At 68.4% G+C, this 21,027-nt stretch carries 25 protein-coding genes; 7 read left to right on the top strand and 18 right to left on the bottom strand.

All coding sequences use genetic code 11. The features are described 5' to 3' along the window. Nucleotides 1–152: 152 nt before the first annotated feature. The gene (locus tag U9J41_RS02575; RefSeq protein WP_322400020.1) at nt 153–947 is read left to right on the top strand and encodes a 3-hydroxybutyrate dehydrogenase; all 795 of its coding nucleotides are present in this window, start codon (nt 153–155) and stop codon (nt 945–947) included. Next, nucleotides 948–1,340, top strand: a complete 393-nt coding sequence (locus tag U9J41_RS02570; RefSeq protein WP_322400019.1) for a hypothetical protein — start codon at nt 948–950, stop codon at nt 1,338–1,340. A gap of 9 nt (nt 1,341–1,349) precedes the next feature. On the opposite strand, the gene U9J41_RS02565 is transcribed toward U9J41_RS02570, so the two are convergent. Continuing rightward, on the bottom strand, nt 1,350–1,559 hold the full coding sequence (locus U9J41_RS02565) for a hypothetical protein (RefSeq protein WP_322400018.1): 210 nt from the start codon (nt 1,557–1,559) through the stop codon (nt 1,350–1,352). Nucleotides 1,560–1,767: 208 nt separating this feature from the next. On the opposite strand from U9J41_RS02565, the gene U9J41_RS02560 reads away from it, so the two are divergent. Continuing rightward, nucleotides 1,768–3,069: a dicarboxylate/amino acid:cation symporter gene (locus U9J41_RS02560; RefSeq protein ID WP_322400017.1), complete on the top strand. Its 1,302-nt coding sequence runs from the start codon at nt 1,768–1,770 to the stop codon at nt 3,067–3,069. Between the two features lie 100 nt (nt 3,070–3,169). On the opposite strand, the gene U9J41_RS02555 is transcribed toward U9J41_RS02560, so the two are convergent. Continuing rightward, complete coding sequence (locus tag U9J41_RS02555; RefSeq protein ID WP_322400016.1) at nt 3,170–3,922, bottom strand: SIMPL domain-containing protein; 753 nt, start codon at nt 3,920–3,922, stop codon at nt 3,170–3,172. Between the two features lie 163 nt (nt 3,923–4,085). Here U9J41_RS02555 and U9J41_RS02550 point away from each other — a divergent pair, with 163 nt between their 5' ends. The 3 genes from U9J41_RS02550 (at nt 4,086) to U9J41_RS02540 (ending at nt 6,423) form a co-directional block, all read left to right on the top strand. After that, nucleotides 4,086–4,472 carry a BlaI/MecI/CopY family transcriptional regulator gene (locus U9J41_RS02550; protein ID WP_322400015.1) on the top strand — a complete coding sequence of 129 codons (387 nt, stop codon included), beginning with the start codon at nt 4,086–4,088 and terminating at the stop codon, nt 4,470–4,472. Continuing rightward, nucleotides 4,469–5,938, top strand: a complete 1,470-nt coding sequence (locus U9J41_RS02545) for a M56 family metallopeptidase (RefSeq protein WP_322400014.1) — start codon at nt 4,469–4,471, stop codon at nt 5,936–5,938. The genes U9J41_RS02550 and U9J41_RS02545 overlap by 4 nt, the downstream gene beginning before the upstream one ends. A gap of 68 nt (nt 5,939–6,006) precedes the next feature. Continuing rightward, nucleotides 6,007–6,423 carry an energy transducer TonB gene (locus tag U9J41_RS02540; RefSeq protein ID WP_322400013.1) on the top strand — a complete coding sequence of 139 codons (417 nt, stop codon included), beginning with the start codon at nt 6,007–6,009 and terminating at the stop codon, nt 6,421–6,423. A 57-nt stretch (nt 6,424–6,480) separates the two neighbouring features. Here the strand turns inward: U9J41_RS02540 and U9J41_RS02535 are convergent, their stop codons facing one another. Together U9J41_RS02535 and U9J41_RS02530 are read right to left on the bottom strand one after the other, a co-directional pair. Continuing rightward, on the bottom strand, nt 6,481–7,131 hold the full coding sequence (locus U9J41_RS02535; RefSeq protein WP_322400012.1) for a 3-oxoacid CoA-transferase subunit B: 651 nt from the start codon (nt 7,129–7,131) through the stop codon (nt 6,481–6,483). Nucleotides 7,132–7,147: 16 nt separating this feature from the next. Continuing rightward, complete coding sequence (locus tag U9J41_RS02530) at nt 7,148–7,846, bottom strand: CoA transferase subunit A (protein WP_322400011.1); 699 nt, start codon at nt 7,844–7,846, stop codon at nt 7,148–7,150. Nucleotides 7,847–7,970: 124 nt separating this feature from the next. On the opposite strand from U9J41_RS02530, the gene U9J41_RS02525 reads away from it, so the two are divergent. Continuing rightward, nucleotides 7,971–8,531, top strand: a complete 561-nt coding sequence (locus U9J41_RS02525; protein ID WP_322400010.1) for a LuxR C-terminal-related transcriptional regulator — start codon at nt 7,971–7,973, stop codon at nt 8,529–8,531. Between the two features lie 18 nt (nt 8,532–8,549). On the opposite strand, the gene U9J41_RS02520 is transcribed toward U9J41_RS02525, so the two are convergent. Genes U9J41_RS02520 through U9J41_RS02455 form a run of 14 tightly spaced genes read right to left on the bottom strand, consistent with a single transcriptional unit; the run spans nt 8,550 to nt 21,026 of the window. Then, nucleotides 8,550–9,185, bottom strand: coding sequence for a 4'-phosphopantetheinyl transferase family protein (locus U9J41_RS02520; RefSeq protein ID WP_322400009.1), 636 nt, complete (start codon nt 9,183–9,185; stop codon nt 8,550–8,552). 16 nt (nt 9,186–9,201) lie between these two features. Beyond that, on the bottom strand, nt 9,202–9,648 hold the full coding sequence (locus U9J41_RS02515) for an excinuclease ATPase subunit (protein ID WP_322400008.1): 447 nt from the start codon (nt 9,646–9,648) through the stop codon (nt 9,202–9,204). A 12-nt stretch (nt 9,649–9,660) separates the two neighbouring features. Further along, on the bottom strand, nt 9,661–10,248 hold the full coding sequence (locus U9J41_RS02510) for a hypothetical protein (protein ID WP_322400007.1): 588 nt from the start codon (nt 10,246–10,248) through the stop codon (nt 9,661–9,663). Nucleotides 10,249–10,275: 27 nt separating this feature from the next. Continuing rightward, on the bottom strand, nt 10,276–11,496 hold the full coding sequence (locus tag U9J41_RS02505; protein ID WP_322400006.1) for a beta-ketoacyl-ACP synthase: 1,221 nt from the start codon (nt 11,494–11,496) through the stop codon (nt 10,276–10,278). Next, nucleotides 11,493–12,227: a 3-oxoacyl-ACP reductase FabG gene (fabG, locus tag U9J41_RS02500; protein WP_322400005.1), complete on the bottom strand. Its 735-nt coding sequence runs from the start codon at nt 12,225–12,227 to the stop codon at nt 11,493–11,495. The genes U9J41_RS02505 and fabG overlap by 4 nt, the downstream gene beginning before the upstream one ends. Continuing rightward, nucleotides 12,224–12,682 (bottom strand): hotdog family protein, encoded by a 459-nt coding sequence (locus tag U9J41_RS02495; RefSeq protein ID WP_322400004.1) that lies wholly within the window; start codon nt 12,680–12,682, stop codon nt 12,224–12,226. Before U9J41_RS02495 ends, fabG begins: the two co-directional genes overlap by 4 nt. Then, complete coding sequence (locus tag U9J41_RS02490; protein ID WP_322400003.1) at nt 12,679–13,860, bottom strand: beta-ketoacyl-ACP synthase; 1,182 nt, start codon at nt 13,858–13,860, stop codon at nt 12,679–12,681. Before U9J41_RS02490 ends, U9J41_RS02495 begins: the two co-directional genes overlap by 4 nt. Before the next feature lie 8 nt (nt 13,861–13,868). Continuing rightward, nucleotides 13,869–14,432: a DUF3261 domain-containing protein gene (locus U9J41_RS02485; RefSeq protein ID WP_322400002.1), complete on the bottom strand. Its 564-nt coding sequence runs from the start codon at nt 14,430–14,432 to the stop codon at nt 13,869–13,871. After that, a complete protein-coding gene (locus U9J41_RS02480; RefSeq protein WP_322400001.1) occupies nt 14,410–16,773 on the bottom strand; it encodes an MMPL family transporter in 2,364 nt (787 codons plus the stop codon). Before U9J41_RS02480 ends, U9J41_RS02485 begins: the two co-directional genes overlap by 23 nt. After that, a complete protein-coding gene (locus U9J41_RS02475; protein WP_322400000.1) occupies nt 16,770–17,375 on the bottom strand; it encodes a LolA family protein in 606 nt (201 codons plus the stop codon). Before U9J41_RS02475 ends, U9J41_RS02480 begins: the two co-directional genes overlap by 4 nt. After that, on the bottom strand, nt 17,372–17,806 hold the full coding sequence (locus U9J41_RS02470; protein WP_322399999.1) for an acyl-CoA thioesterase: 435 nt from the start codon (nt 17,804–17,806) through the stop codon (nt 17,372–17,374). The genes U9J41_RS02475 and U9J41_RS02470 overlap by 4 nt, the downstream gene beginning before the upstream one ends. Continuing rightward, the gene (locus U9J41_RS02465; protein ID WP_322399998.1) at nt 17,799–19,358 is read right to left on the bottom strand and encodes an HAL/PAL/TAL family ammonia-lyase; all 1,560 of its coding nucleotides are present in this window, start codon (nt 19,356–19,358) and stop codon (nt 17,799–17,801) included. The genes U9J41_RS02470 and U9J41_RS02465 overlap by 8 nt, the downstream gene beginning before the upstream one ends. Continuing rightward, complete coding sequence (locus U9J41_RS02460) at nt 19,345–20,298, bottom strand: LpxL/LpxP family acyltransferase (protein ID WP_322399997.1); 954 nt, start codon at nt 20,296–20,298, stop codon at nt 19,345–19,347. The genes U9J41_RS02465 and U9J41_RS02460 overlap by 14 nt, the downstream gene beginning before the upstream one ends. Continuing rightward, nucleotides 20,286–21,026 carry a glycosyltransferase family 2 protein gene (locus U9J41_RS02455; protein WP_322399996.1) on the bottom strand — a complete coding sequence of 247 codons (741 nt, stop codon included), beginning with the start codon at nt 21,024–21,026 and terminating at the stop codon, nt 20,286–20,288. Before U9J41_RS02455 ends, U9J41_RS02460 begins: the two co-directional genes overlap by 13 nt. Nucleotide 21,027: the final 1 nt, after the last annotated feature.

Genomic DNA, 21,027 nt, shown 5'->3' with positions numbered 1-21,027 from the left:
CCAGTCCCGACGTTCACCATGCATCCGCCCGGAACATATCAACGTCCCGAGGGGCCGCCAACATTTTACCCGGCGGACCGATTAGAATTCTACCAAGTCTGGCCCGGGACCACCGGCATTCCATAGAAACTGTCCACGAGAAAGAGGATCGAATGACATCCACCATGTTAAGCGGCAAGACTGCGCTCGTCACCGGCTCGACGTCGGGCATCGGTCTCGGCATCGCACGCGCGCTGGCCGAGCAAGGCGCCAACATCGTCTTCAACGGCTTCGGCGACGCGCAGCAGATCGAAAAGCTGTACACCGACGTCGGCCAGGAATTCGGCGTGCAGACCGCTTACCACAACGCCGACATGTCACAGCCGGACCAGATCGCGGCGATGATGGCGTTCGCGGGCGAAAAATTCGGCGGCGTCGACATCCTCGTCAACAACGCCGGCATCCAGTACGTCGCGAACGTGGAGGACTTCCCCGTCGAGAAATGGGATGCGATCATCGCCATCAACCTCAGCTCGGCCTTCCACACGAGCCGCCTGGCCCTGCCGTACATGAAGCGCAAGAACTGGGGCCGCATCATCAACCTGGCGTCGGCCCACGGCCTCGTCGCATCGGCGCAGAAATCGGCGTATGTCGCCGCCAAGCACGGCCTCGTCGGCCTGACCAAATCGACCGCGCTGGAAACCGCCCCGACCGGCGTCACCTGCAACGCGATCTGCCCGGGCTGGGTCTTGACGCCGCTCGTGCAGAAGCAGGTCGACGACCGCGCCGCGCGCGAAGGCGTCAGCAACGAACAGGCCAAGAGAAACCTGCTGCTCGAAAAGCAGCCGTCGGGCGAATTCGTCACGCCGGAAGAGCTGGGCGCACTGGCCGTGTTCTTCTGCAGCCCTGCCGCGAACCAGGTGCGCGGCGTCGCGTGGAATATGGACGGCGGCTGGGTCGCGCAATAAATGGACGAGTCCATCGACGGGTCGGACTTTGACATCGCCGGCCTGCACGACGCCTGCCTGGAACTCGCCCACGTCGTGCTGGCCGCCAGCCGGCCGCAGGTGTCGCGCGACATCCTCGAAACGCTGGCCGACCGCTTCGAACGCGAAGCGGCCGACTTCGCCCTGCTCGTCGGCAACGCCGGCCGCGACACCGCGCTGCTGGCGCGCGCCGTGCACTACCTCGCCGACGCCCACGCGCTGCCGCTGATGGGCACCGACATGGAATGGTTCCGCCAGGCCCTCGCCTGCCTCGTCGAACTGGCCGTGCCCGGCATCGCGCTGTCGCCGAAGGGCGCGGCGTTTCTTCACGACGTCGAGACCGGCATCGCGCAATCGCTGCACGACCTGGACTGAGACTGACGTTCAGCGCGCCCGACCGGATGCCGTTTGCGGCTCGGTCTGGTGCAGATCCTCGATCGCCTTCCGGTATTCCCGCGACGCCTTCAGCCGGTCCAGGTAGCGGATCGCGCGGCGCTTGTCCATGCCGATCGAATACTCGAGCGCGCCGCGCGCGCCGCAATAGGCCCAGCAGCTTGCGGGAGCATCGGGCGTCGCCCGGTCCGTGATCGTCAACTTGCCGTGTCCGACACCGACCTTCAGCGCGCACCGGGGATCCTGCGGCAACGGCAACGGCGACGACGCCGAGTTTGCTGTGACTGGGCCGGTTATTCAGCGAACCGAGGTCCGGATATCTGTCCCGCCGTTGCGGTTTTCCACAATAGCCGACCCAGATATTTTGCGTAATGATGACGGTGTTACTAATAACGCATGAAGCCTCGTCATGAAAAAACCATTCTATAAAGTCCTTTATGTCCAGGTATTGTTTGCGATTATCGTGGGCGTCCTGCTGGGCGTCTACGATCCGGGCGTCGCAACCGCGATGAAGCCGCTGGGAGACGGCTTCGTCAAACTGATCAAGATGATCATTGCCCCAGTCATTTTCTGCACCGTCGTCGCCGGTATCGCCGGCATGCAGGACATGAAAAAGGTCGGCCGCGTCGGCGGCAAGGCCCTGCTCTACTTCGAAATCGTCTCGACCTTCGCGCTGGCCATCGGCCTGATCGTCGCCAACGTCATCAAGCCGGGCGCCGGCTTCAACGTCAACGCGGCCACGCTGGACACGCACTCGATCGCCCAGTACACCGACAAGACCAAGTCGCTGAACACCGTCGACTTCCTCATGAACATCATCCCGCACACGTTCGTGGATGCGTTCGCCAAAGGGGAAATCCTGCAGGTGCTGTTCATCGCCATCCTGTTCGGCTTCGCGCTGTCGATGATGGGTGAACGCGGCCGTCCGCTGACCCGCTTCATCGACGACATGTCGCACGCCATCTTCGGCGTCGTGAACATCATCATGAAAGCCGCCCCGATCGGTGCCTTCGGCGCCATGGCCTTCACCATCGGCAAATACGGCGTCAAGGCGCTGATCCCGCTGGCATCGCTCGTCGGTTCGTTCTACCTGACCTGCGTCCTGTTCGTCGTGATCGTGCTGGGTGCCATCGCCCGCTTCACCGGCTTCTCGATCTTCCGCTACCTCGCCTACATCAAGGAAGAGCTGCTGATCGTGCTGGGCACGAGCTCGTCGGAAAGCGCCCTGCCGGCCCTGATGCGCAAGCTGGAAAAGATGGGCTGCCCGAAATCCGTCGTGGGCCTCGTCGTCCCGACCGGCTACTCGTTCAACCTGGACGGCACCAACATCTACATGACGATGGCCGCCCTGTTCGTCGCCCAGGCCACGAACACCGACCTGACGCTGACGCAGGAACTCACGATCCTGTTCGTGGCGATGCTGACCTCGAAAGGCGCGTCGGGCATCACCGGCGCCGGCTTCATCACGCTGGCCGCGACCCTGGCCGTCGTGCCGACGATCCCGGTGGCCGGCATGACCCTGATCCTCGGCATCGACAAGTTCATGAGCGAATGCCGCGCCCTCACCAACATCATCGGCAACGGCGTCGCCTCGATCGTCGTGTCGAAATGGGAAGGCGAGCTGGACCAGGAACGCCTGACCGCCGAACTCAAGAATCCGAGCCCGGACGACGCCACCGGCGACCTGCATCCGGTCCGCGAAGCGGCCTGATCCGCACGAGCGCAACGATTCCTCGTTCAGACGCCGGGTTCGCCCGGCGTTTTTTTTCGCGCAGCGCATTCATGGCGGCGCGCCGGGACATCCCCTCGTGTCACCGTGCGTGCCTGGGCGCATTTTCCAGGCGGAAGATGACGTCGACGGGCTGGCGCAGCTTGAGCGCCGGGACCGCCAGCAGTTGTTCGCGGTCCACGTCCTGGGCGCGCGCATCGCCCGCGGTGCGCGCGTGGCGGAAATCGTCGCGCTCCAGGCCCATCGCCGTACCCAGGTTCTTCAGCATATCCGGCGTCGCCGCCATCACCCCGCCGACGCGCCGCCCGAATGCGGCCGCCATCACCTCGGCCCGGCGGCGCGCGTCCTGGATCGCCTGCGTCATGAGTTCGTCGTTGATACGGTCCATGTCGCTGCGGTCGAAGGCCGACGCGAAGCCGTCGAGGTTCGGCTTGCCGAGCAGGCCGCCGGCCAGCGGCGCCCAGTTGGCGAGGTTGCGCACGTTGATATGGACGTCGCAGCGCAGTTCGTACGCGGGCGCGCCGTTCGCGGCCCGGTCGTCCTTGCGAACGCTCTGGCGCACTTCGCGGACGGCGGCGTCACTGTCCTCCATGCCCAGTTGCCGCATCAGGGCACGCACTTCTCCCACGCGCGTTTCGAGGACGGTTCGGGCCGCGGCCGGGTCGGCGTCGGTGGCCACGATTTCGAAGTCGAGACTGCCGATGTCGGGCACGACGGCCTGGAAGGCGCTGCCGGTGACATGCACGAACGGGTACGCGGGGACGGGCGTGGCGCGGGCCGCGCCGGTGGCCAGCAGGAGGACGAGAACGGCAATGCGCAGACGGGTTTTCAGCATGAAGGCTCCAACGGTGGATGGGCTCGGCAATGTGTAGACAACCATGTCTATGTTAGTGCGCCAAGCAAGCCCATGGCAAGCGGAACGGCGAAAAATAAACTTGTAGACAAGTCGTTCTAGACAAGCTAGTCTAGATTTATCGACCACGTTCCGCAAGACTGCCATGACCACATCCCCCGCCCTGCCGAGGCCGACGCCGGCCGAACTCGACCTGTTGCAAGTGTTGTGGCCGCTCGGCTCGGCCACGGCGCGCCAGGTCCACGAGGACATCATCAAGGAACGCCCGGACGTCACGTACGCGACCGTGCTGCGCCTGATGCAGATCATGCACGCCAAAGGTTTATTGATCCGCGACGAGAGCGAACGGTCTCACGTCTACGCACCGGCCCAGGCGCAGGACGCGCTGCAGACGAATCTGCTCAAGGACCTGATGCACCGCGCCTTCGCCGGCTCGGCGAAGGCACTCGTACTGGCCGCCCTCAAGAGCGGCATTTCGAAAAAGGAGCGCGATGAGATCGAACAACTGCTGAAAGACGAGGACGAGCAATGAGCGCCGGGCTTGCCGGTGGGCTGCTGACCATGCTGTTGCCCACGCATCTACTCGCGCCGCTGCACCTGCCCGCGCTTGCTCCCGCCTTCGTGGCGAGCCTCGGCTGGACGCTGCTGCACTTCGTCTGGCAAGGGACGCTGGTCGGCTGCGCGACGGCCGTGCTGCTCGTGGCGCTGCGCAATGCCCGGCCGGAAAGCCGCTATGCCCTGGCGTGCGGCGCGCTGCTGCTCTGCATCGCCTGGCCGGTGGCCGACCTCGTGCTGATGCTGCAGGACGGCCGCGATATCCCGGCGGTGCGCCTGCTGCCGCTGGTGCCCGCGCCGGACGCGGCACTGCAGGACGCGGCCGGCGTGTTCGGCTGGCTGCAGCGCCATCTCGACACGATCGTCGGCGCGTGGGCGGCCTGCGCGGCGGCATTCGGGCTGCGCATGGCCCTCGGGCTACTGTGGATCGGACATGGCGCGGGTGCGGACGACGGCACGGCACGGGGCGACGCTTCGGAACGTCGCGATGGCGAACGCGCCTGGCAGGCCCGCCTGTCGCAACTTGCCGCCCGTGCCGGCATGGTGCGCCACCTGCGCCTGCGCATCGTCGACAGCCTTGCGAGCCCGATCACGGCCGGTTGCTGGCGACCCATCGTGCTCGTGCCGGCCGCGCTCGTGACGGGCATGCCGCCCGCCCTGCTCGAGGCGCTGCTGGTGCACGAACTGGGCCACGTGCGGCGCCACGACTACCTCGTCAACCTCGCGCAGAACGTGATCGAGGCCCTGCTGTTCTATCATCCTGCCGTGTGGTGGATCTCGCGGCGCATCCGCCACGAGCGCGAGCTGATTGCCGACGATTTCGCCGCGCGCCTGCTTGGCGAACCGCGCCGCCTGGCGCGGGCGCTGTCCGAGCTGGAGCGCCTGCAGTTCTCGCGCCACCACCTGGCACAGGCCGCGACAGGTGGCGACCTCGCGTCGCGCATCCGCCGCCTGCTGCGTCCCGATCGGCAGGCGCTGGACTGGCGTGCCGCGCTGCCCGGGCTGAGCCTCATGCTGGGTCTCGTGGTGGCCTGCGCCGCGGGTGCCCACGCATTGTCGTCCCGCAGCGGCACGGACCGTCCGGCGGCCGTCGCTGCGACAGCCGTCGCTGCAGCGGCCGTCGATGCGGCAGCCGTCGATGCGCCAGCCATCGCGGCGGCCGACGTGTCGCGCCGTGCCACCATGGACTTCACCTCCTGCCGCAAGCCGCAATACCCGAAGGCCGACATCGCGGCCGGACACGAAGGCGCCGTCATCGTGGGATTCCGCCTCGACGCCGCCGGCGCCGTGATGGAGTCGAAGATCCTGCAGTCGAGCGGCTACGCCAGTATGGACGAGGCGGCGCGCGGCGCGCTGCATCGATGCCGGTTCAAGCCCGCACTGAGCCACGGCCGGCCCGTACCGACGTGGACACCCGTCAAGTACATCTGGACGCTCGCATGAGGCGGCGCCTTCCCGAACTGGAGGTCATCAGTTCCCATTCAACCGGGCCTCGGCCCAAAGGAGAAACCATGTTCAGCATCGTCCGCACTGTCCGTTCCACCTTGGGCTGCCCGCCCGTCCCGGCATCGTTCTACGTGGCCGGCGTCGCGTTCGCCTGCGCTGCTGCGGCACAGGCCGCGTCGAGTCCGCCGGCCGACGACAGCGCCGTGACCGCCAGGGCGACACTCGAGTTTAGGAGCTGCGCCAAACCACAGTACCCAAAAGCCGACCTGCAGGGCCACCACGAGGGCGCGGTCACCCTGGGCTTTCTGGTGGACGAGAACGGCCGGGTGAAGGATTCGAAGGTCATGGAATCGAGCGGCTTCGCGACACTGGACGAGGCCGCGCGCACGGCGCTGGCGACATGCGGCTTTCGCCCCGCGCTCGACAACGGCAAGCCTGTGCAGCAATGGACCAGCGTGAAATACGTGTGGACCCTGCGCTGAACGGAAGCGTTTGGAAGAGAAACGGGCGGCGGCGTTGCGGCGCCGCCCGCGGCGGCCTCAGACGGCCGATACGTCCAGTTCGGCCGACGTGGCGGCCACGACCTCATCCTTGCTGACGCCCGGCGCCAGTTCGACCAGCCTGAGGCCGGTGTCCGTGACGTCGATGACGCCGAGGTCGGTGATGATGCGGTCGACGACGCCGACGCCCGTCAGCGGCAGCTCGCATTTCTTGAGGATCTTGTGGCTGACCGAGCCGTCCTTGCTTGTGGCCACGTGTTCCATCACGACGACGACGCGCTTGACGCCGGCCACGAGGTCCATCGCGCCGCCCATGCCCTTGACCATCTTGCCCGGGATCATCCAGTTGGCCAGATCGCCCTTGGCCGACACCTGCATCGCGCCGAGGATCGCCAGGTTGATCTTGCCGCCGCGGATCATGCCGAAGGAATCGGCCGAGCTGAAGTAGGCAGCGCCCGGCAGCGCGGTCACGGTCTGCTTGCCGGCATTGATCAGGTCGGCGTCCACTTCAGCGTCGGTCGGGAACGGGCCGATGCCCAGCAAGCCGTTTTCCGACTGGAGGAACACTTCGATGTCCTTGGGGACGTAGTTCGCCACCAGCGTGGGCAGGCCGATGCCCAGGTTCACGTAGAAACCGTCCTGCAGTTCCTTGGCCGCGCGCGCGGCCATTTCATCACGAGTCCATGCCATGTCTGTCTCCCTGGTCTTATGCTTGACGCACGGTGCGCTGTTCGATGCGCTTTTCCGGCGTCGGGTTGTGAACGATGCGGTGCACGAAGATGCTCGGGGTATGCACCTGGTCCGGATCGATCTCGCCGATCTCGACCAGTTGCTCGACTTCCGCGATGCAGACCTTGCCCGCGGTGGCCACGTTCGGGTTGAAGTTGCGTGCCGTCTTGCGGAACACGAGGTTGCCGGCGCGGTCGGCCTTCCAGGCCTTGACGAGCGACACGTCGGGCACGAGCGAACGCTCCATCACGTACATCTCGCCGTCGAATTCGCGGGTCTCCTTGCCTTCCGCGACGATGGTGCCGTAGCCGGTCTTGGTGAAGAAGGCCGGGATGCCGGCGCCGCCGGCGCGCAGCTTCTCGGCCAGCGTGCCCTGCGGCGTGAATTCCAGTTCGAGTTCGCCGGCCAGGAACTGGCGCGCGAATTCCTTGTTCTCGCCCACGTACGAGGCGATCATCTTCCTGATCTGGCGCGTCGCGAGCAACTGGCCGAGGCCGAAGTCGTCGACGCCGGCGTTGTTCGAGATGGCCGTCAGGTCCTTGGCGCCGGAATCGCGCAGCGCGGCGATGAGCGCCTCCGGAATGCCGCACAGGCCGAAACCGCCCACGGCGATGGTCTGGCCGCTTGCCACGACCCCTTCCAGCGCGGAGCGCGCATCAGGATACACTTTGTTCATACCCGTCCCTTTGGTTATTGAGCTCTACAGCAGAGTAGAATTCGAGAATAGAATACGCCCCTCCAAAGCACAATACCGTAGAAATACCGGCAAGCGTTTCCTGCAGGGACGCGACTACCATCAAATGAACGCATCATACGCCATCGATTACGAGATGATTTTCCAGCACGCGCCCGTCGGCATGTGCATCTCGGTGAACCGCGTGATCCAGTCCTGCAACCACGCCCTGGCGGCGATGTTCGGCTATCCGCGCACGCATCTGGACGGCCAGTCGTTCTCGGTACTCTATCCGACCATGGACGAGTTCCTGCGCACGGGCGACCGCATCATCCCGATCATGAACGCGAAGGGCCGCTACTCGGACGAGCGCATCATGCGGAGAGGCAACGGGGAATTGTTCTGGTGCCACGTGACGGGCCGCGCGCTCGACCCGGCCGAGCCGCTGGGCGCCGGCGTGTGGACGTTCGAGGACGTCAGCGAAAAGCGTCCCGTGACGGCCGAGCTGACCCCGCGCGAGCGCGAGATCGCGGCCCTGCTCGTCGAAGGCAAGACGAGCAAGGTGATCGCGCGCGAGATCGACCTGTCGCCGCGCACGGTGGAGATGCACCGTGCCAAGCTGATGCGCAAGTTCTCGGCGTCGACGTCGTCGGAACTCGTGCACAAGCTCGTGGGCATGTCGCGCTGACGCCGCGCGCTTCAGGATTCAAGCTGCGTCACCTCCACCGAGCCGGATGAAGTCGAGCCTGGGTGCGGCCGCGAGCGGCCGGGCGCAGCGCACGGCCAGCACCCATCCAGGGTGCATGTAAACATGGTCAGCGGCGGATGCCTGTCCCAGCTTGATGCCAGCCTCGAGCAGGCACCAATGCCGATAGAAGGCTTGCACGCGGGCCCCGTCCGTGCAGGCGCGCACCGCCGCGGCCGTCGCGGGATCGAATGCCTGTTCGGCGAGCGCGAGGATATCGCGCGCGGTATCGATGCGTTCGATGTCGAGGCCAACGGGAGAATCCAGGCTGGCCACGCAGGCGACCCACGGCCCGCTGTGCGACATACTGAAGCCGACTGCAGGCAAACCGCCGCCGACGAGCGCGGGCGCATTGCCCGGGCGCTCGCACAGCGCGACATCGGCCGGCGCCAGCCCCAGCAGATGCGCGATCATGCGCCTCAGCAGTGCTCGCCCCGCGATGAACTGGCGGCGCCGCTGCGGACGCATGAAGCGCTCGCAACGGTACCGCTCCGACGCGCCGAGCCAGCCCGCATAGAACGCGAGGGCGGCCTCACCGAGCGCATCGGTGTCGGCCACCCAGAGCAAGGTACCGGTGGCCGCGGGCGCGGTCTTCACGCGCGGCCGGCCGGGCTCACGGCTTCACCTTGACGAATTCGCCCTTCAGCGCCACGCCCGACATGATCGCCCCGTCGTGGCATTCGAACTGCGTTTCGCTCGACATTTCCACGTTCCTGTAATTGCTGACGATATTGATCACGGCATTGGCGCCCAGTTCGCGGGCGCGCTGCTGCAGGCGCAGCATGGCCGACAGGAATGCCCAGTTGCAAGACGTCTCGGGCGACTTGCCGAACGAATTGGTCTTCTGGCTCGTCTTGTCCGCACCGAGGCGCTCGAGCACGGGTGGCGTCGCCTGGGTGCCGAAATAGAACTTCACCGAATCGCCCAGGCGCGACTGGGCGTCGTTGGTGCTCATGGCTGCCGACAAAGGCAGCATCAGCTTGGTGTCGCGCGCGTGCGCCGTCGTGCCGAGCGCCAGCAGCGCGCAGGCCAGCATCGTCTTCGTGTTCCTGAAAGCCATTGCGTCCTCCGGTCAGTCGGCCTTGACGGCCTGCTCGTCCGCGCCGGTCGGACCGCCGACGGCCTTGTCGTAGTTGGCGACGATGTAGCCGCTGGCGAGGTTCGCCACGCGGGTCAGCATCATGTTGTCGTTGACGCCGAACGAGTAGCCGCCGCTGAAGGCGGCAGTACGCTGAAAGAACTCCGGCGTCGCGATCACCTTGCCCGTGTTGTCGCGGAACGTCACGCGCATGAGCACACCCGAGCTGCCGGCCAGGGGCCCGAGCAGCACGCGCTTGGCGCCATGCTTGAAGGACAGTTCTTCGACTACCGGCTCGACCACCAGCGTATTGCCGTCGGCTGCGCGGTTGTTCCACTGTGCCAGTCGCGGCGCCAGGTCTTTCTTGAAGTTCTCGTCGATCTTGGCCAGGCCGGCGTAATCGCCCTTGTAACCCTCCTTGAACACGACCGGCTTGACCTCGATACGGCTGTACGCCGAGAACGCTTTCGCCGGCGGCGGGTTTGCCGTCGACGAGGCCTTGATGTTCGTCGCGCAACCTTGCAGCAGGCCGACACTCAACATTGCCGATGCCAGCAGGACAGTCCGGTGCTTGTTATTCATTTTTTTCCTTTATAGTTGATGGTGGAACTACCGCTTGAAGATCAGCGACGTGTTAATGCCGCCAAACGCAAAATTATTGGACATGACATACTCGCAATCGAGGCGTCTCCCCTCGCCGCGAATATAGTCGAGCTCGCCGCATTGGAAGTCGATCTCGTCAAGGTTGACGGTTGGCGCGAACCAGCCTTCGCGCATCATCCGGATACTGATCCACGCTTCGAGCGCCCCGCAGGCGCCGAGCGTGTGGCCCATATAGCTCTTCAGCGAACTGATCGGCATGCGCGCGCCGAACACGGCGTTCGTCGCGATCGTCTCGGCGACGTCGCCATGCTGCGTGCCCGTACCGTGGGCGTTGACGTAGCCGATGGCTTGCGGCGCCAGGCCGGCATCCTCCAGCGCCAGTTCCATCGCGATCCGCATCGTATCGGCGTTGGGCTGGGTGACGTGGCAACCGTCGCTGTTGGTGCCGAAACCGACGATCTCCGCATACACCGTCGCACCGCGCGCCAGCGCGTGCTCGCGCTCTTCCAGGATCAGGCAACCGGCGCCCTCGCCGATGACGAGGCCGTCGCGCACGCGGTCGAACGGGCGCGGCGTCGTGTGCGGCGCATCGTTGCGCACGCTGGTCGCGAACAGCGTGTCGAAGACCGCGGCCTCCGTCGCGCACAATTCCTCGGCGCCGCCCGCGATCATCGCCGTCTGCCTGCCCGTCTTGATGGCCTCGTAGGCGTAGCCGATGCCCTGGCTGCCCGACGTGCAGGCGGACGACGTCGTGACCACGCGTCCCGTCACGCCGAAGAACACGCCGATGTTGACGGGGGCCGTGTGCGCCATCATCTTGATGTAGGTGGTCGCGTTGATGCCCTTGGTCGTGCGCTCTTCCATCATGCGGCCGAAGTCGCCGATGGCGCTGGGCGTGCCGGCCGACGAGCCGAACGCAATGCCCATCCTGCCGCCGGTGAGCAGCGGATGGTCGAGCAGGCCCGCATCCGCCAGCGCGAGTTCGCTGGCGCGCGTCGCCATCAGCGCGACGCGGCCCATGCTGCGGACCGCCTTGCGGTGGTAACGCTCGCCCAGCTCGAACGGCGCGGCGGGCGCGCCCAGGCGCGTGTTCAGGCCCTCGTAGTCGTCCCAGGCCGCCATCCGCACGATCGCGTTGCGCCCCTCGCCCAGGCGCGCGCGGATCGCGTCCCAGTCGTTGCCCAGCGGGCTGATGCCGGCCATGCCGGTGACGACGACACGTTTCATGCCATGCCTCCGTTGACGGAAATGACCTGGCGCGTCATGTAGCCGGCATCGTCCGACAGCAGGAAGCTGACGGCGGCCGCCACCTCGTCGGGACGGCCCACGCGACGCGCGGGGATCAGCTTGAGCGCTTCGTCGAGCGGCACGCCCTCGATCATGTCGGTCTCGATCAGGCCCGGCGCGACGCAGTTGACCGTGATGGCGCGCTTGGCCAGTTCCAGCGCGAGCGCCTTGGTCGCGCCGATGATGCCGGCCTTGGCGGCGCTGTAGTTGACCTGGCCGCGGTTGCCGATCAGGCCCGACACCGACGCCATCGTCACGATGCGGCCCGGCTTGCGCCGCTGGACCATCGGCATGACGAGCGGATTCAGGACGTTGAAGAAGCCGTCCAGGTTCGTACCCAGCACCTGGTCCCATTCCTCGCCGCTCATGGCCGGAAAAGCCGTGTCGCGCGCGACGCCGGCGTTGCAGACGACGCCGTAGTAGCAGCCGTGCGCCTCGATGTCGGCCAGCAGGGCGGCAGCCGTCGCCTCGCGTTCGCCGATATCGAACTGCAGGATGCGCGCGCTGCCGCCGGCCGCCGCGATGTCGGCCGCCACGGCCTCGGCCTCGCTGCGGCGGCTGCGGCAATGCACCACCACGCGGTAGCCGTCGCGCGCCAGGCGCAGCGCGATCGCCTTGCCGATGCCGCGCGACGAGCCGGTTACCAGCACACTCTTGTCGATACTACTCATTCGGAACTCCGTTGCAAAAACTCTTCTACATTGTCGGGCTGGAAGACGGTGATCGTGGCACTCGCCCATTCGGCGCCGCCGGCGCCGTCGACGATACGGCAGTCGTAGGCGCCCAGGCCGTTCTCGCCCCGCAACACCTGCTGCACATGCACGTGCAGGACGCTCCCTGCCGGGAATGCGGCGACCGTGCAGGCGTAGCGGCGGGTGCCGAGCAAGAATCCCACGCGCACCGGTTCGCCGCGCAGGCGGGCGCCGTAGCCGGCATGCGCGGCCACCGCCTGCGCCATGTATTCCACGCCGACCCATGCGCCCACCGCGCCGTCGACCAGGAACAGCGTGGCCGGCCCGATCGTCACCTCGGCGCACAGGCTCTCGGCATCGGCCGCGCGCAGCCGTCCGAGCAGCGACATGGCACCGTCGTGCGGCACCAGCGTGCGGATGTCGGGCAGGTTCATCGCGTCCTCCCGAACACGAGGGTCGCGTTCGAACCGCCGAACGCAAACGAATTGCTGAGCGCCCAGCGCAGCGGGCGCCCCAGGCGCGTGCCTCGGCGCGCCACGTTCAGTGCCGGCAGCGCGGGATCCTGCGCGCCGTCCCACAGGTGTGGCGGCAGCTTGCCCGCCGCGTTATCGTCCTGCATCGCCAGCCAGCAAAACGCCGCCTCGACGGCGCCCGCCGCGCCCAGCGTGTGGCCGGTGAACGGCTTCGTGGAGCTGACCGCGACGCCGGTGCCGAACAGGTCGGCGACGGCACGCGACTCCATCGCGTCGTTCTGGACGGTCGCGGTGCCATGCAGGTTGATGTAATCGACGTCGGCCGGTTCGATGCCGGCCCGGCGCAGCGCCTCGCGCATCGCCAGCCGCGCCCCGCCACCTGCCGGATCGGGCGCCGACATGTGGTGGCCGTCGGACGATTCGCCCCAGCCGCACAGCGCCACGGCGGCAGGCGCGCGGCTCATCAGGAACAGCGCCGCGCCCTCCCCCAGGTTGATGCCGTTGCGCGCGGCGCTCAGGGGATTGCAGGGGGCCGCGCTGACCGATTCGAGCGCGGAAAAGCCGGCGACCGTGAAACCGCACAGCGTATCGACGCCGCCCGTGACGACCGCGTCGCACAAGCCCATGCGGATCAGGCGCGCCGCGCTGGCCAGGGCCTTGGCGCTCGACGAACACGCGCTCGAATGGACGTAGGCCGGACCACCGATGCCCAGTTCGCGCGCCAGCAACGCCGCCGGCGATCCCATCTCCTGCTGGCCGTAATGGAACCCGGCCGGCAGCGCGCCAGTGCGCGCCCGCGCCGCCAGCGCATGTTCCGTGGCGGCCACGCCCGACGTGCTGGTGCCGACGACGACGCCGACGCGGCCGGCGCCGTAACCGGCGATGGCGGCATCGACGGCGGGCCGGATTCGCTCCAGCGCGGCCAGCGCCAGTTGATTGTTGCGGCTGCGCAGCGGCAGCGGCAAATGGTCCACCGCAGGCAGCGCGGCCTGCACGCGGCCCAGCGGCAGCGGGCGGCCGGGCGAGCAGGCGTCGGACACGGTGAGCCCGCCTTCCGCCTCGTCGAGCAGGCGCCGCGCGATCGTGTCGCGGTCGTCGCCCAGTGCGCACAACAGCGCGCAATCGTTCAGGTACAACATCGGAAACCTCATTCGGACGCCGACTCGATGGTCAGCCGGTAGTGATAGCGCACGTTGTCGAGCACCGCCCTGCCCTGCCAACGCGGCATGCCGCCATACGTGATCGTCGCGATCACCTCGCCGTCGCGGCGCAGCACGCGCGTGAGGCCCTGGTCGTCGATCTGCCAGCCCGCCGGCAGCGCCTGCGCGATCGCGGCGGCCGGCCACAGGGTCAGTTGCAGGTCTTCCAGCACATCGGCCGCACGGACCTGGGCCGGCAGCATCGGGTGGCGCCACTCGTTCAATACGCGCCCGTCGTAATCGAGGCTCAGCACGCGCTGGCCGAACGCCAGGCCGACCAGGCCGACGTGCGCGGCATCCACTTCGAGCGCGACGTCGAGATCGTTCGTGCCGCCGGGCCGCTCGACGGTCAGGTGCTGCTGCACGCTGATGGCGGTGCCCAGCGCCGCGGGCGGCAGGCGCAGGCCGAGGCGTGCCGGCGCGTCCGGCGCACGCACGCAGCCGGCCAGCAGCAGCGCGGCGGCCAGCGCGGCGAGGCGCGCGCCGGATTCAGACGGTGGCAGGCGCTTCATGGCACTCCTTCGCGATGACGGTGAAACAGGGTGCGGCGAACCAGACCAGCGCCGTCCCGAGCAGCATGGTGAGCCCGAACGCGCGCAGCGCCGGTGTGCCGGAGAGCGCCAGGAGGCCGAACGACAGCAGCGTGCTGGCGGCGGACAGGCCGACGGCAAGCCACGGCGCGGCGTCGCCCCGCTCCCGGTCTTCCTGCATGAAGATGCCGTAGTCGACGCCTACGCCCAGCAGCAACATCAGCGCCAGCACGTGGAACAACTGCAGGTGCAAGCCGGCCAGACCGAGGATGGCCAGCGTAAGCACGCTCGCGGCGGCCGTCGGCGCCAGCACGCGCCAGGTGCGGCCGCGATAGCGCGGCAGCAGCGCCAGGTACACGAGCGCGTATGCCCCGAGCACGACGGCTCCCATGTACGCCCGATAGCGTCCCAGCACGGCCGAGATGCCGCCGACCTTGTCGACCCATTGCACGCCTTCCAGCCCGGCGGCCGCACGGGCCAGTACGGGAATCGACGCGTAGCGCATGCCGCGCAACGCGACGATGCTGGCATGGACGCCGCTCACGTCGCCGAGCCACAGATGGCGCCACGGTTCGCTTGCCGGGGTCCGCAGGAACGCCGCCGCGGTCAAGGGCACGGCGCGCCCGCGCAGGTGGGCTCGCGTGGCCGCGACCCAGTCGTCGTCCGCGCCGAGGCGGCGCGCCAGCGTGGCCAGCGGGCCGTCCGGCGCCAGCACGGTCGCATCCAGCAACGCCAGGCGTTCGCCCTGCGTGCGCGCCGACGGCACCCAGTTCGACAGCGCCTGGTAACCGGTGATGCTCCCCTGCGCGACGAGCGGATCGAGGCGGCGCTTGAGGGCTTCCTCACGCTGGAGGACCTGTTCGTCCGACGCGCCGCGCACCAGGTAGTATTGCACGGGCGTGGGCGCGTCGAGCAGGCGGCCCAGCTTGATCTGGTCGCGCACGAGCCGGGCCGGCGACGATTGCAGCGAACGGATATCGTCGTCGGTGCCGAGGCGCGCGCAGCCAATGGCCGCCACCGCCGCCAGCAGCGCGAGCGCGGCCAGCACGGGCGGCCGCGTCGACACGCGCGGCCAGCGCGCGACGAGGCCGCCGTAGCGGCGCGCGAGCCAGCCGCGCCGCAGCGTGCCGGGACCGATCAGTTGCGGGAACCAGCACACGACGGTGAGCCAGGCGAATACGAGGCCGCATGCGGAAAAGACGGCCATGTGGCGCAGGCCCGGGAACGGCGTCAGCGCGAGCCCCATATAGCCGATGACGGCGGCCAGCAAGGTCAGGCTGAGGCCGGGCAGCAGGCGGCGCAGCAAGCGTACCGAATCGAGATGGGGTCCGGCCCCGAGCCGGTGGCACAGGAAATACAGGCCATAGTCCTGGGCCACGCCGATCAGGCTGGCGCCGAACACCAGCGTGAGCAGGTGGATGCGGCCGAACAGGATCCAGCACACGGACAGCGCGCCGAGGAAGCCGATGCCGATCGCCAGCACGATCAGCCCGATCGGCTTGACCGAGCGGAACGTCAGCCATGTCAGCACGACGATGCCGGCCAGCGAACCGAGGCCGATCGTCTCCACTTCGGTGCTGGCCTGGCGGCCCGCGGCCGCCGCGTGCAGCACGACGCCGGCCTCGATCACCTCGGCCGCCGGCACGGCGCGGCGCGCGGCATCGGCCGCCGCATCGAGCAACGGCACCGCGTCGCGCTGCGCGGCCAGCGCGAACGCCGACGGCGCCAGCGTATAGGTCAGCAGCACATACTCGCGTCCTTCGCCGCCCACGTACAGGCGGCCGTCGCGCGGGCGCACGGGGGTTTCGCCGGCGCGCTCCTGCATCCACCCGGCGAACAGGCCGAACGGATCGTCGCGGAAGCTCCCCAGCTTCGGCCCGCCGAACGCGCCGTACGCGCGGGCCAGCGCGCGTTCCGTCCACTCGGCGGCGGGCCGCGTGCGCAGGGCGCGTTCGTCCGCGCCGCCGACCAGCAGCGTCGCATGCGGCACGAAGCCGTCCAGCCACGCGGCCTGGGCGTCGGCGCCGGCGTCCGCTTTCAACAGCCCCGCGTGCGGGCGCAGCACGGCACCGAACGCGTCGGCGGCGCGCATGGCGTCCGGCCAGTGCGCCGCGCCGACCAGCACGACGACGCGCTGCTGGGCACTGTCGACCATATGCGTGAACGAGCGCTGCAGCACCGGATCGCGCTCGCCGGCCGGCAGCAGCGCGAGGATGTCGGTGTCGGGCACAATGCGCTTGCCCAGCCACAGCCAGGCATTGTGCCCGGCCAGCAGGCACACGACCAGGGCCCAGGCGAGCGCCAGGCGGCGATGCGGCGTCAAAACTGGGCCGCCTCTTCGGGCAGGACGGCGCCAGGGCCGGTCCTGATGTCGGAGAACACGATGTCGGTGCGGTCGCCGCTGTCCTCCACCATGCGGATCGTGCGCACGTAGGCGCCGCCGTCCAGCGAAATGGCGCCGATCGCGCGCGCCAGCGCGGGGTTGCGCGCCTTCAGCGTCACTTTCCACGCACCGTCCGCCGCGCTGCCGTCGACCTCGAACAGTGTGGCGAGTTGACCGAGGTCGCCGGACAGCAGCGAGAACAGCACGCCGTTGATCATGCGGACGGTCGGTTCGCGGCTCGCCTCCATGCGCATCGCCACGCGCTCCCCCTGCAGCTGCACGATCTCGTCGCGCGTCAGGCGCAGCGAGTTCGGGAACGGCTTCAGCGTACGCCACAGGACCCCCTTGCCGGCAATGACGCAGAAACGGCCGCTCGATGCCAGCGGCTTCTTCATGCCGGCCAGCTGCTTGGTCTGCGCGAAGCGGCCGCACAACTGTTCCGGTTTGGCCAGCATGGCCTGGATCCTGGCGATGGGCGCGGCGGTCTGCGCCGACGCGTCCAGCATCGATGCCAGCAGCAGGCCGGCGAATAATCGTTTCATGGTGCTTGCACTCCCAGCTTCTGGAACAGGACAGGCGGCGAGACGAAGCACATCTCGCCGCTTGCGATGTCGACCGCGACCTGCGTCGTCGACGCGCGGTTCAGGCGCCTGCCGCTGGCCGCGTCGCTGACCAGGTAGTCGATGCGCAGGCGGTTTTCCCACTCGACGATCTCGGCGCGCAGCCGCAGGCGCTGGCCGAACGTGGCGGGCGCCGCGTAGCGCAGGTTCATGTCGATGATAGGCCACATGTAACCGGACGCCTTCATCTCGGCATAGTTGTAGCCGATCGCGTCGAGCAGCGCGCAGCGCGCCACCTCGAGGTATTTCACATAGTTGCCGTGCCAGACCACTTCCATCGGATCCAGGTCGTAGAACTGCACCTGGATCTCGACTTCCGCGTTCCAGCGCGACGCCGCCTTCGCCTTACGCATACAGGCTCCACGCCTGGTCGCGGATGCGGCCCAGCAGCAGCCGCAGTTCGGGGTCGAGGCGGCGGTCCTCGGTGACCGGGGCGATGTCCTGCCCCAGCAGGTCGACCATGCGCGCCAGCGGCGCCGGCAGCGCCTTGGCCGGGTCGACGCGCCGACGCAGCCAGACGCCCTGGCGCACGGTGACCAGCAGAGCCGCCGCGACCTGCTCGGTCAGTTCCAGCACGCGCAGGCAGTCGCGCGCGGCGATCGTGCCCATGCTGACCTTGTCCTGGTTGTGGCATTCGGTCGAGCGCGAGAACACCGACGCCGGCATCGTCAGCTTGAGCGCTTCCGCCGTCCACGCCGAGGCGCTGATCTGCAGCGCCTTGAGGCCGTGGTTGATCGGCGCCCGCTCGCCCTGCATGCCGGACAGGTTCGCGGGCAGCCCCGCGTTGTAGCGCGCGTCGACGAGCAATGCCATCTGCCGGTCAAGGAGATCGGCCAGGTTCGCGACCGCATTCTTCATGCCGTCCATGGCGAAGGCGATGTGGCCGCCGTAGAAGTGGCCGCCGTGCAGCACGCGCTCGCCCTCGGCGTCGATGATCGGATTGTCGTTGGCGCTGTTGAGTTCATTCTCGATGGCGGTGCGGAAGAACGGCAGCGCATCGGCCAGCACGCCGATGACGTGCGGCGCGCAGCGGATCGAATAGCGGTCCTGCAGGCGCTTGCCGTTGCGCTCCAGCTGGCCGCCGTATTCCAGGTCCTGGCGCAGCCACGCGGCGACGTCCTGCATGCCCGCATGCGGCTTGACCGCGAACAGCGTCTCGTCGAAATGGTGGTCGTTGCCGTCGAGCGCGAACGATGCCAGCGCGGTGATGCGGGTGACAAGACGCGTCAGGTAGGCGGCGCGGTCCCAGGCGAGGCAGGCCAGGCCGGTCATGACGGCGGTGCCGTTCATGATCGCCAGTCCCTCCTTGGGCCGCAGGCGCAGCGGCGCGATGCCGGCGTCGTGCAGCGCCTGCACCGCCGGCACCGTCACGCCGTCGCGCAGCACTTCGCGCTCGCCGCACAGCACAGCGGCCAGGTAGGACAGCGGGGTCAGGTCGCCGCTGGCGCCGACCGACCCTTCGCTCGGGATCACGGGCACGAGGCCGGCGTCGAACAGGCGCACGATCTGGTCGAGCAGTTCCACGCTGACGCCGGAATAGCCCTTGGACAGCGACGCGAGGCGTGCGCCCATCACGGCCCGGGCCTGCGCTTCCGTCAGGGGAGCGCCGAGGCCGCAGCCGTGGTAGGTGTACAGGTGGTGCGGCAGCTCGGGCACCAGCGCGAGCGGCACCTCGACGGTGCAGGAATCGCCGTAGCCGGTCGTGACGCCGTACACGACGCCGTCCTCGCGCAGCAGGCGGTCGAGGAAGTCGGCACCGCGCGCGATGGCTGCGCGGAACGCCGGATCCTCCGACAGGGCCGGGCGGGCAGTGCCGCGCGCGATGTCGACGATATCCTCCAGCACCAGGCGCGAGCGGTCGAAGCGCACGGTGCGCCGGGGTGTGTTGATGTCACTGAGCAGCATCGGGAAAATCCGTTTCGGGTAAATGCCAAAAATCGTAGAAATTGAACCACTCGAGCGGCGCGCGGCGCGCGTGATGCTCGAGGCGCGCGGCGTAGCCGGCGGCCAGCTCGCCCAGGGCGCCCGCGCGGGCGCGGCGCGGCAGCACGACTTTCTCGCACAACGGTTCGAAGTGCACGTCGTAGCCGCCGCCGGTTCGCGTGGCGAACATCGCGACCAGCGGACAGCCGAGCACCGCGGCCATCACGTACGGACCGATCGGGAACGCCGCCGTGCGGCCGAGGAACGGCGCCAACGCCACGCGCGGGTTGGCCGACACGGGCACGCGGTCGCCGGCGATGACGACGAATTCGCCGCGCCCGACACGCTCGGACAGCGCCATCGCCATCGCCGCGTCCATGTCCGTCACCTGCATCAGGTTCAGGCGGCTCCTGGGGTCGAGCTGCGCCAGCACGTCGTTGAAGGCCTGCGCATGCTTCGTGTGCACGAGCACCGTCACGCGCAAGCCGGGCGTGCGCAGCGACAGCGCGCGGCACAGGTCGAGGTTGCCCAGGTGCGCGCACACGAGCAGCGCGCCGCGGCCCTGGCGCGCCGCTTCGAGCAGCGCGTCGGCGCCGTGCAGGCGCACGCGGTCGAAGTCGAACGCGCCGCCCCACAGCAGCATCTTGTCGAGGATCGCTTCGGCGAACGCGCCGAAGTGACGTAGCACGCCGGCCACGCCGGCCGGCATGCCCACGCGCGCCAGGTAGGCGGCGGACGCGCGCCGCGCACGCGGCCGGGTCGCCACGTACCACAGCAGCACGGGATACAGCACGACGCGGAACGGCCAGCGGCCGAAGGTCCGGCAGACCCAGAACAGCAGGCGCATGCCGGCCACGCAGGTCGCCTCGTTGATGGCGGCCCAGTGGCGCGCGTCGCCAGCAGGAATGCCTAGCTGCGCCATGCCCGCACCAGCAGCGAAGGAATGCGCGGCAGCATGCCGAAGAACAGCGTCATGTGCAGGCGGCTGATCAGGGCGTTGTCGGTCCAGGCCTTGAAGTGCGACACGCCGTCTTGCGGATACCCGACCCGCGTGGGCAGGTTGACGATGGCGAGGCCGTCCCAGTACAGGCGCACGAGGATCTCGATGTCGAAGTTCATGCGCAGGCCCAGACGGCGCCGGCGCGCCAGCGCCAGCACCGGCGCGACGGGGTAGACCCGAAAGCCGCACATCGAGTCGCGGATCGACAGCGACAGCGTGTTGATCCAGACCCAGACGTGCGTGAGGTAGCGCGCATACAGGCGCAGCGCCGGCACCGATGCGTCGTACAGCGGGCAGCCGGCGATGACGGACCGCGGCGCGGCGCGCGCGGCGTCGAGGAAACGCGGCACGTCGGCGACGCTGTGCTGGCCATCCGCATCCACCTGCAGCACGTGGCTGTAGCCATCGCGCGTCGCGCGCGCGAAGCCCGTCAGTACCGCCCCGCCCTTGCCTTGGTTGACGGCGTGGCGCTCCAGCACGACCCGCTCCGGATGCGCGGCGACGAGGTGGTCGAGCACTGCGGCGCAGGCGGCCGAGCAGCCGTCGTCGACCAGGATCACGGGCAGGCCGTGCGCGAGCACCTGCGCGAGCACATTGCCGATCGCGTGCTCGTGGTTGTAGACGGGGATGACGACGCAGGGACGGAACATG

The sequence above is a fragment of the Massilia luteola genome (assembly GCF_034420155.1).
Taxonomy (GTDB): domain Bacteria; phylum Pseudomonadota; class Gammaproteobacteria; order Burkholderiales; family Burkholderiaceae_D; genus Telluria; species Telluria luteola.
This window is presented reverse-complemented; position numbering and strand designations above follow the sequence as displayed.

Coding starts and splice junctions, on each gene's coding strand:
- U9J41_RS02575 (WP_322400020.1), top strand. CDS start 153: ATGACATCCACCATGTTAAGCGGCAAGACTGCGCTCGTCACCGGCTCG.
- U9J41_RS02570 (WP_322400019.1), top strand. CDS start 948: ATGGACGAGTCCATCGACGGGTCGGACTTTGACATCGCCGGCCTGCAC.
- U9J41_RS02560 (WP_322400017.1), top strand. CDS start 1,768: ATGAAAAAACCATTCTATAAAGTCCTTTATGTCCAGGTATTGTTTGCG.
- U9J41_RS02555 (WP_322400016.1), bottom strand. CDS start 3,922: ATGCTGAAAACCCGTCTGCGCATTGCCGTTCTCGTCCTCCTGCTGGCC.
- U9J41_RS02550 (WP_322400015.1), top strand. CDS start 4,086: ATGACCACATCCCCCGCCCTGCCGAGGCCGACGCCGGCCGAACTCGAC.
- U9J41_RS02545 (WP_322400014.1), top strand. CDS start 4,469: ATGAGCGCCGGGCTTGCCGGTGGGCTGCTGACCATGCTGTTGCCCACG.
- U9J41_RS02540 (WP_322400013.1), top strand. CDS start 6,007: ATGTTCAGCATCGTCCGCACTGTCCGTTCCACCTTGGGCTGCCCGCCC.
- U9J41_RS02535 (WP_322400012.1), bottom strand. CDS start 7,131: ATGGCATGGACTCGTGATGAAATGGCCGCGCGCGCGGCCAAGGAACTG.
- U9J41_RS02530 (WP_322400011.1), bottom strand. CDS start 7,846: ATGAACAAAGTGTATCCTGATGCGCGCTCCGCGCTGGAAGGGGTCGTG.
- U9J41_RS02525 (WP_322400010.1), top strand. CDS start 7,971: ATGAACGCATCATACGCCATCGATTACGAGATGATTTTCCAGCACGCG.
- U9J41_RS02515 (WP_322400008.1), bottom strand. CDS start 9,648: ATGGCTTTCAGGAACACGAAGACGATGCTGGCCTGCGCGCTGCTGGCG.
- U9J41_RS02510 (WP_322400007.1), bottom strand. CDS start 10,248: ATGAATAACAAGCACCGGACTGTCCTGCTGGCATCGGCAATGTTGAGT.
- U9J41_RS02505 (WP_322400006.1), bottom strand. CDS start 11,496: ATGAAACGTGTCGTCGTCACCGGCATGGCCGGCATCAGCCCGCTGGGC.
- fabG (WP_322400005.1), bottom strand. CDS start 12,227: ATGAGTAGTATCGACAAGAGTGTGCTGGTAACCGGCTCGTCGCGCGGC.
- U9J41_RS02495 (WP_322400004.1), bottom strand. CDS start 12,682: ATGAACCTGCCCGACATCCGCACGCTGGTGCCGCACGACGGTGCCATG.
- U9J41_RS02490 (WP_322400003.1), bottom strand. CDS start 13,860: ATGTTGTACCTGAACGATTGCGCGCTGTTGTGCGCACTGGGCGACGAC.
- U9J41_RS02485 (WP_322400002.1), bottom strand. CDS start 14,432: ATGAAGCGCCTGCCACCGTCTGAATCCGGCGCGCGCCTCGCCGCGCTG.
- U9J41_RS02475 (WP_322400000.1), bottom strand. CDS start 17,375: ATGAAACGATTATTCGCCGGCCTGCTGCTGGCATCGATGCTGGACGCG.
- U9J41_RS02470 (WP_322399999.1), bottom strand. CDS start 17,806: ATGCGTAAGGCGAAGGCGGCGTCGCGCTGGAACGCGGAAGTCGAGATC.
- U9J41_RS02465 (WP_322399998.1), bottom strand. CDS start 19,358: ATGCTGCTCAGTGACATCAACACACCCCGGCGCACCGTGCGCTTCGAC.
- U9J41_RS02460 (WP_322399997.1), bottom strand. CDS start 20,298: ATGGCGCAGCTAGGCATTCCTGCTGGCGACGCGCGCCACTGGGCCGCC.
- U9J41_RS02455 (WP_322399996.1), bottom strand. CDS start 21,026: ATGTTCCGTCCCTGCGTCGTCATCCCCGTCTACAACCACGAGCACGCG.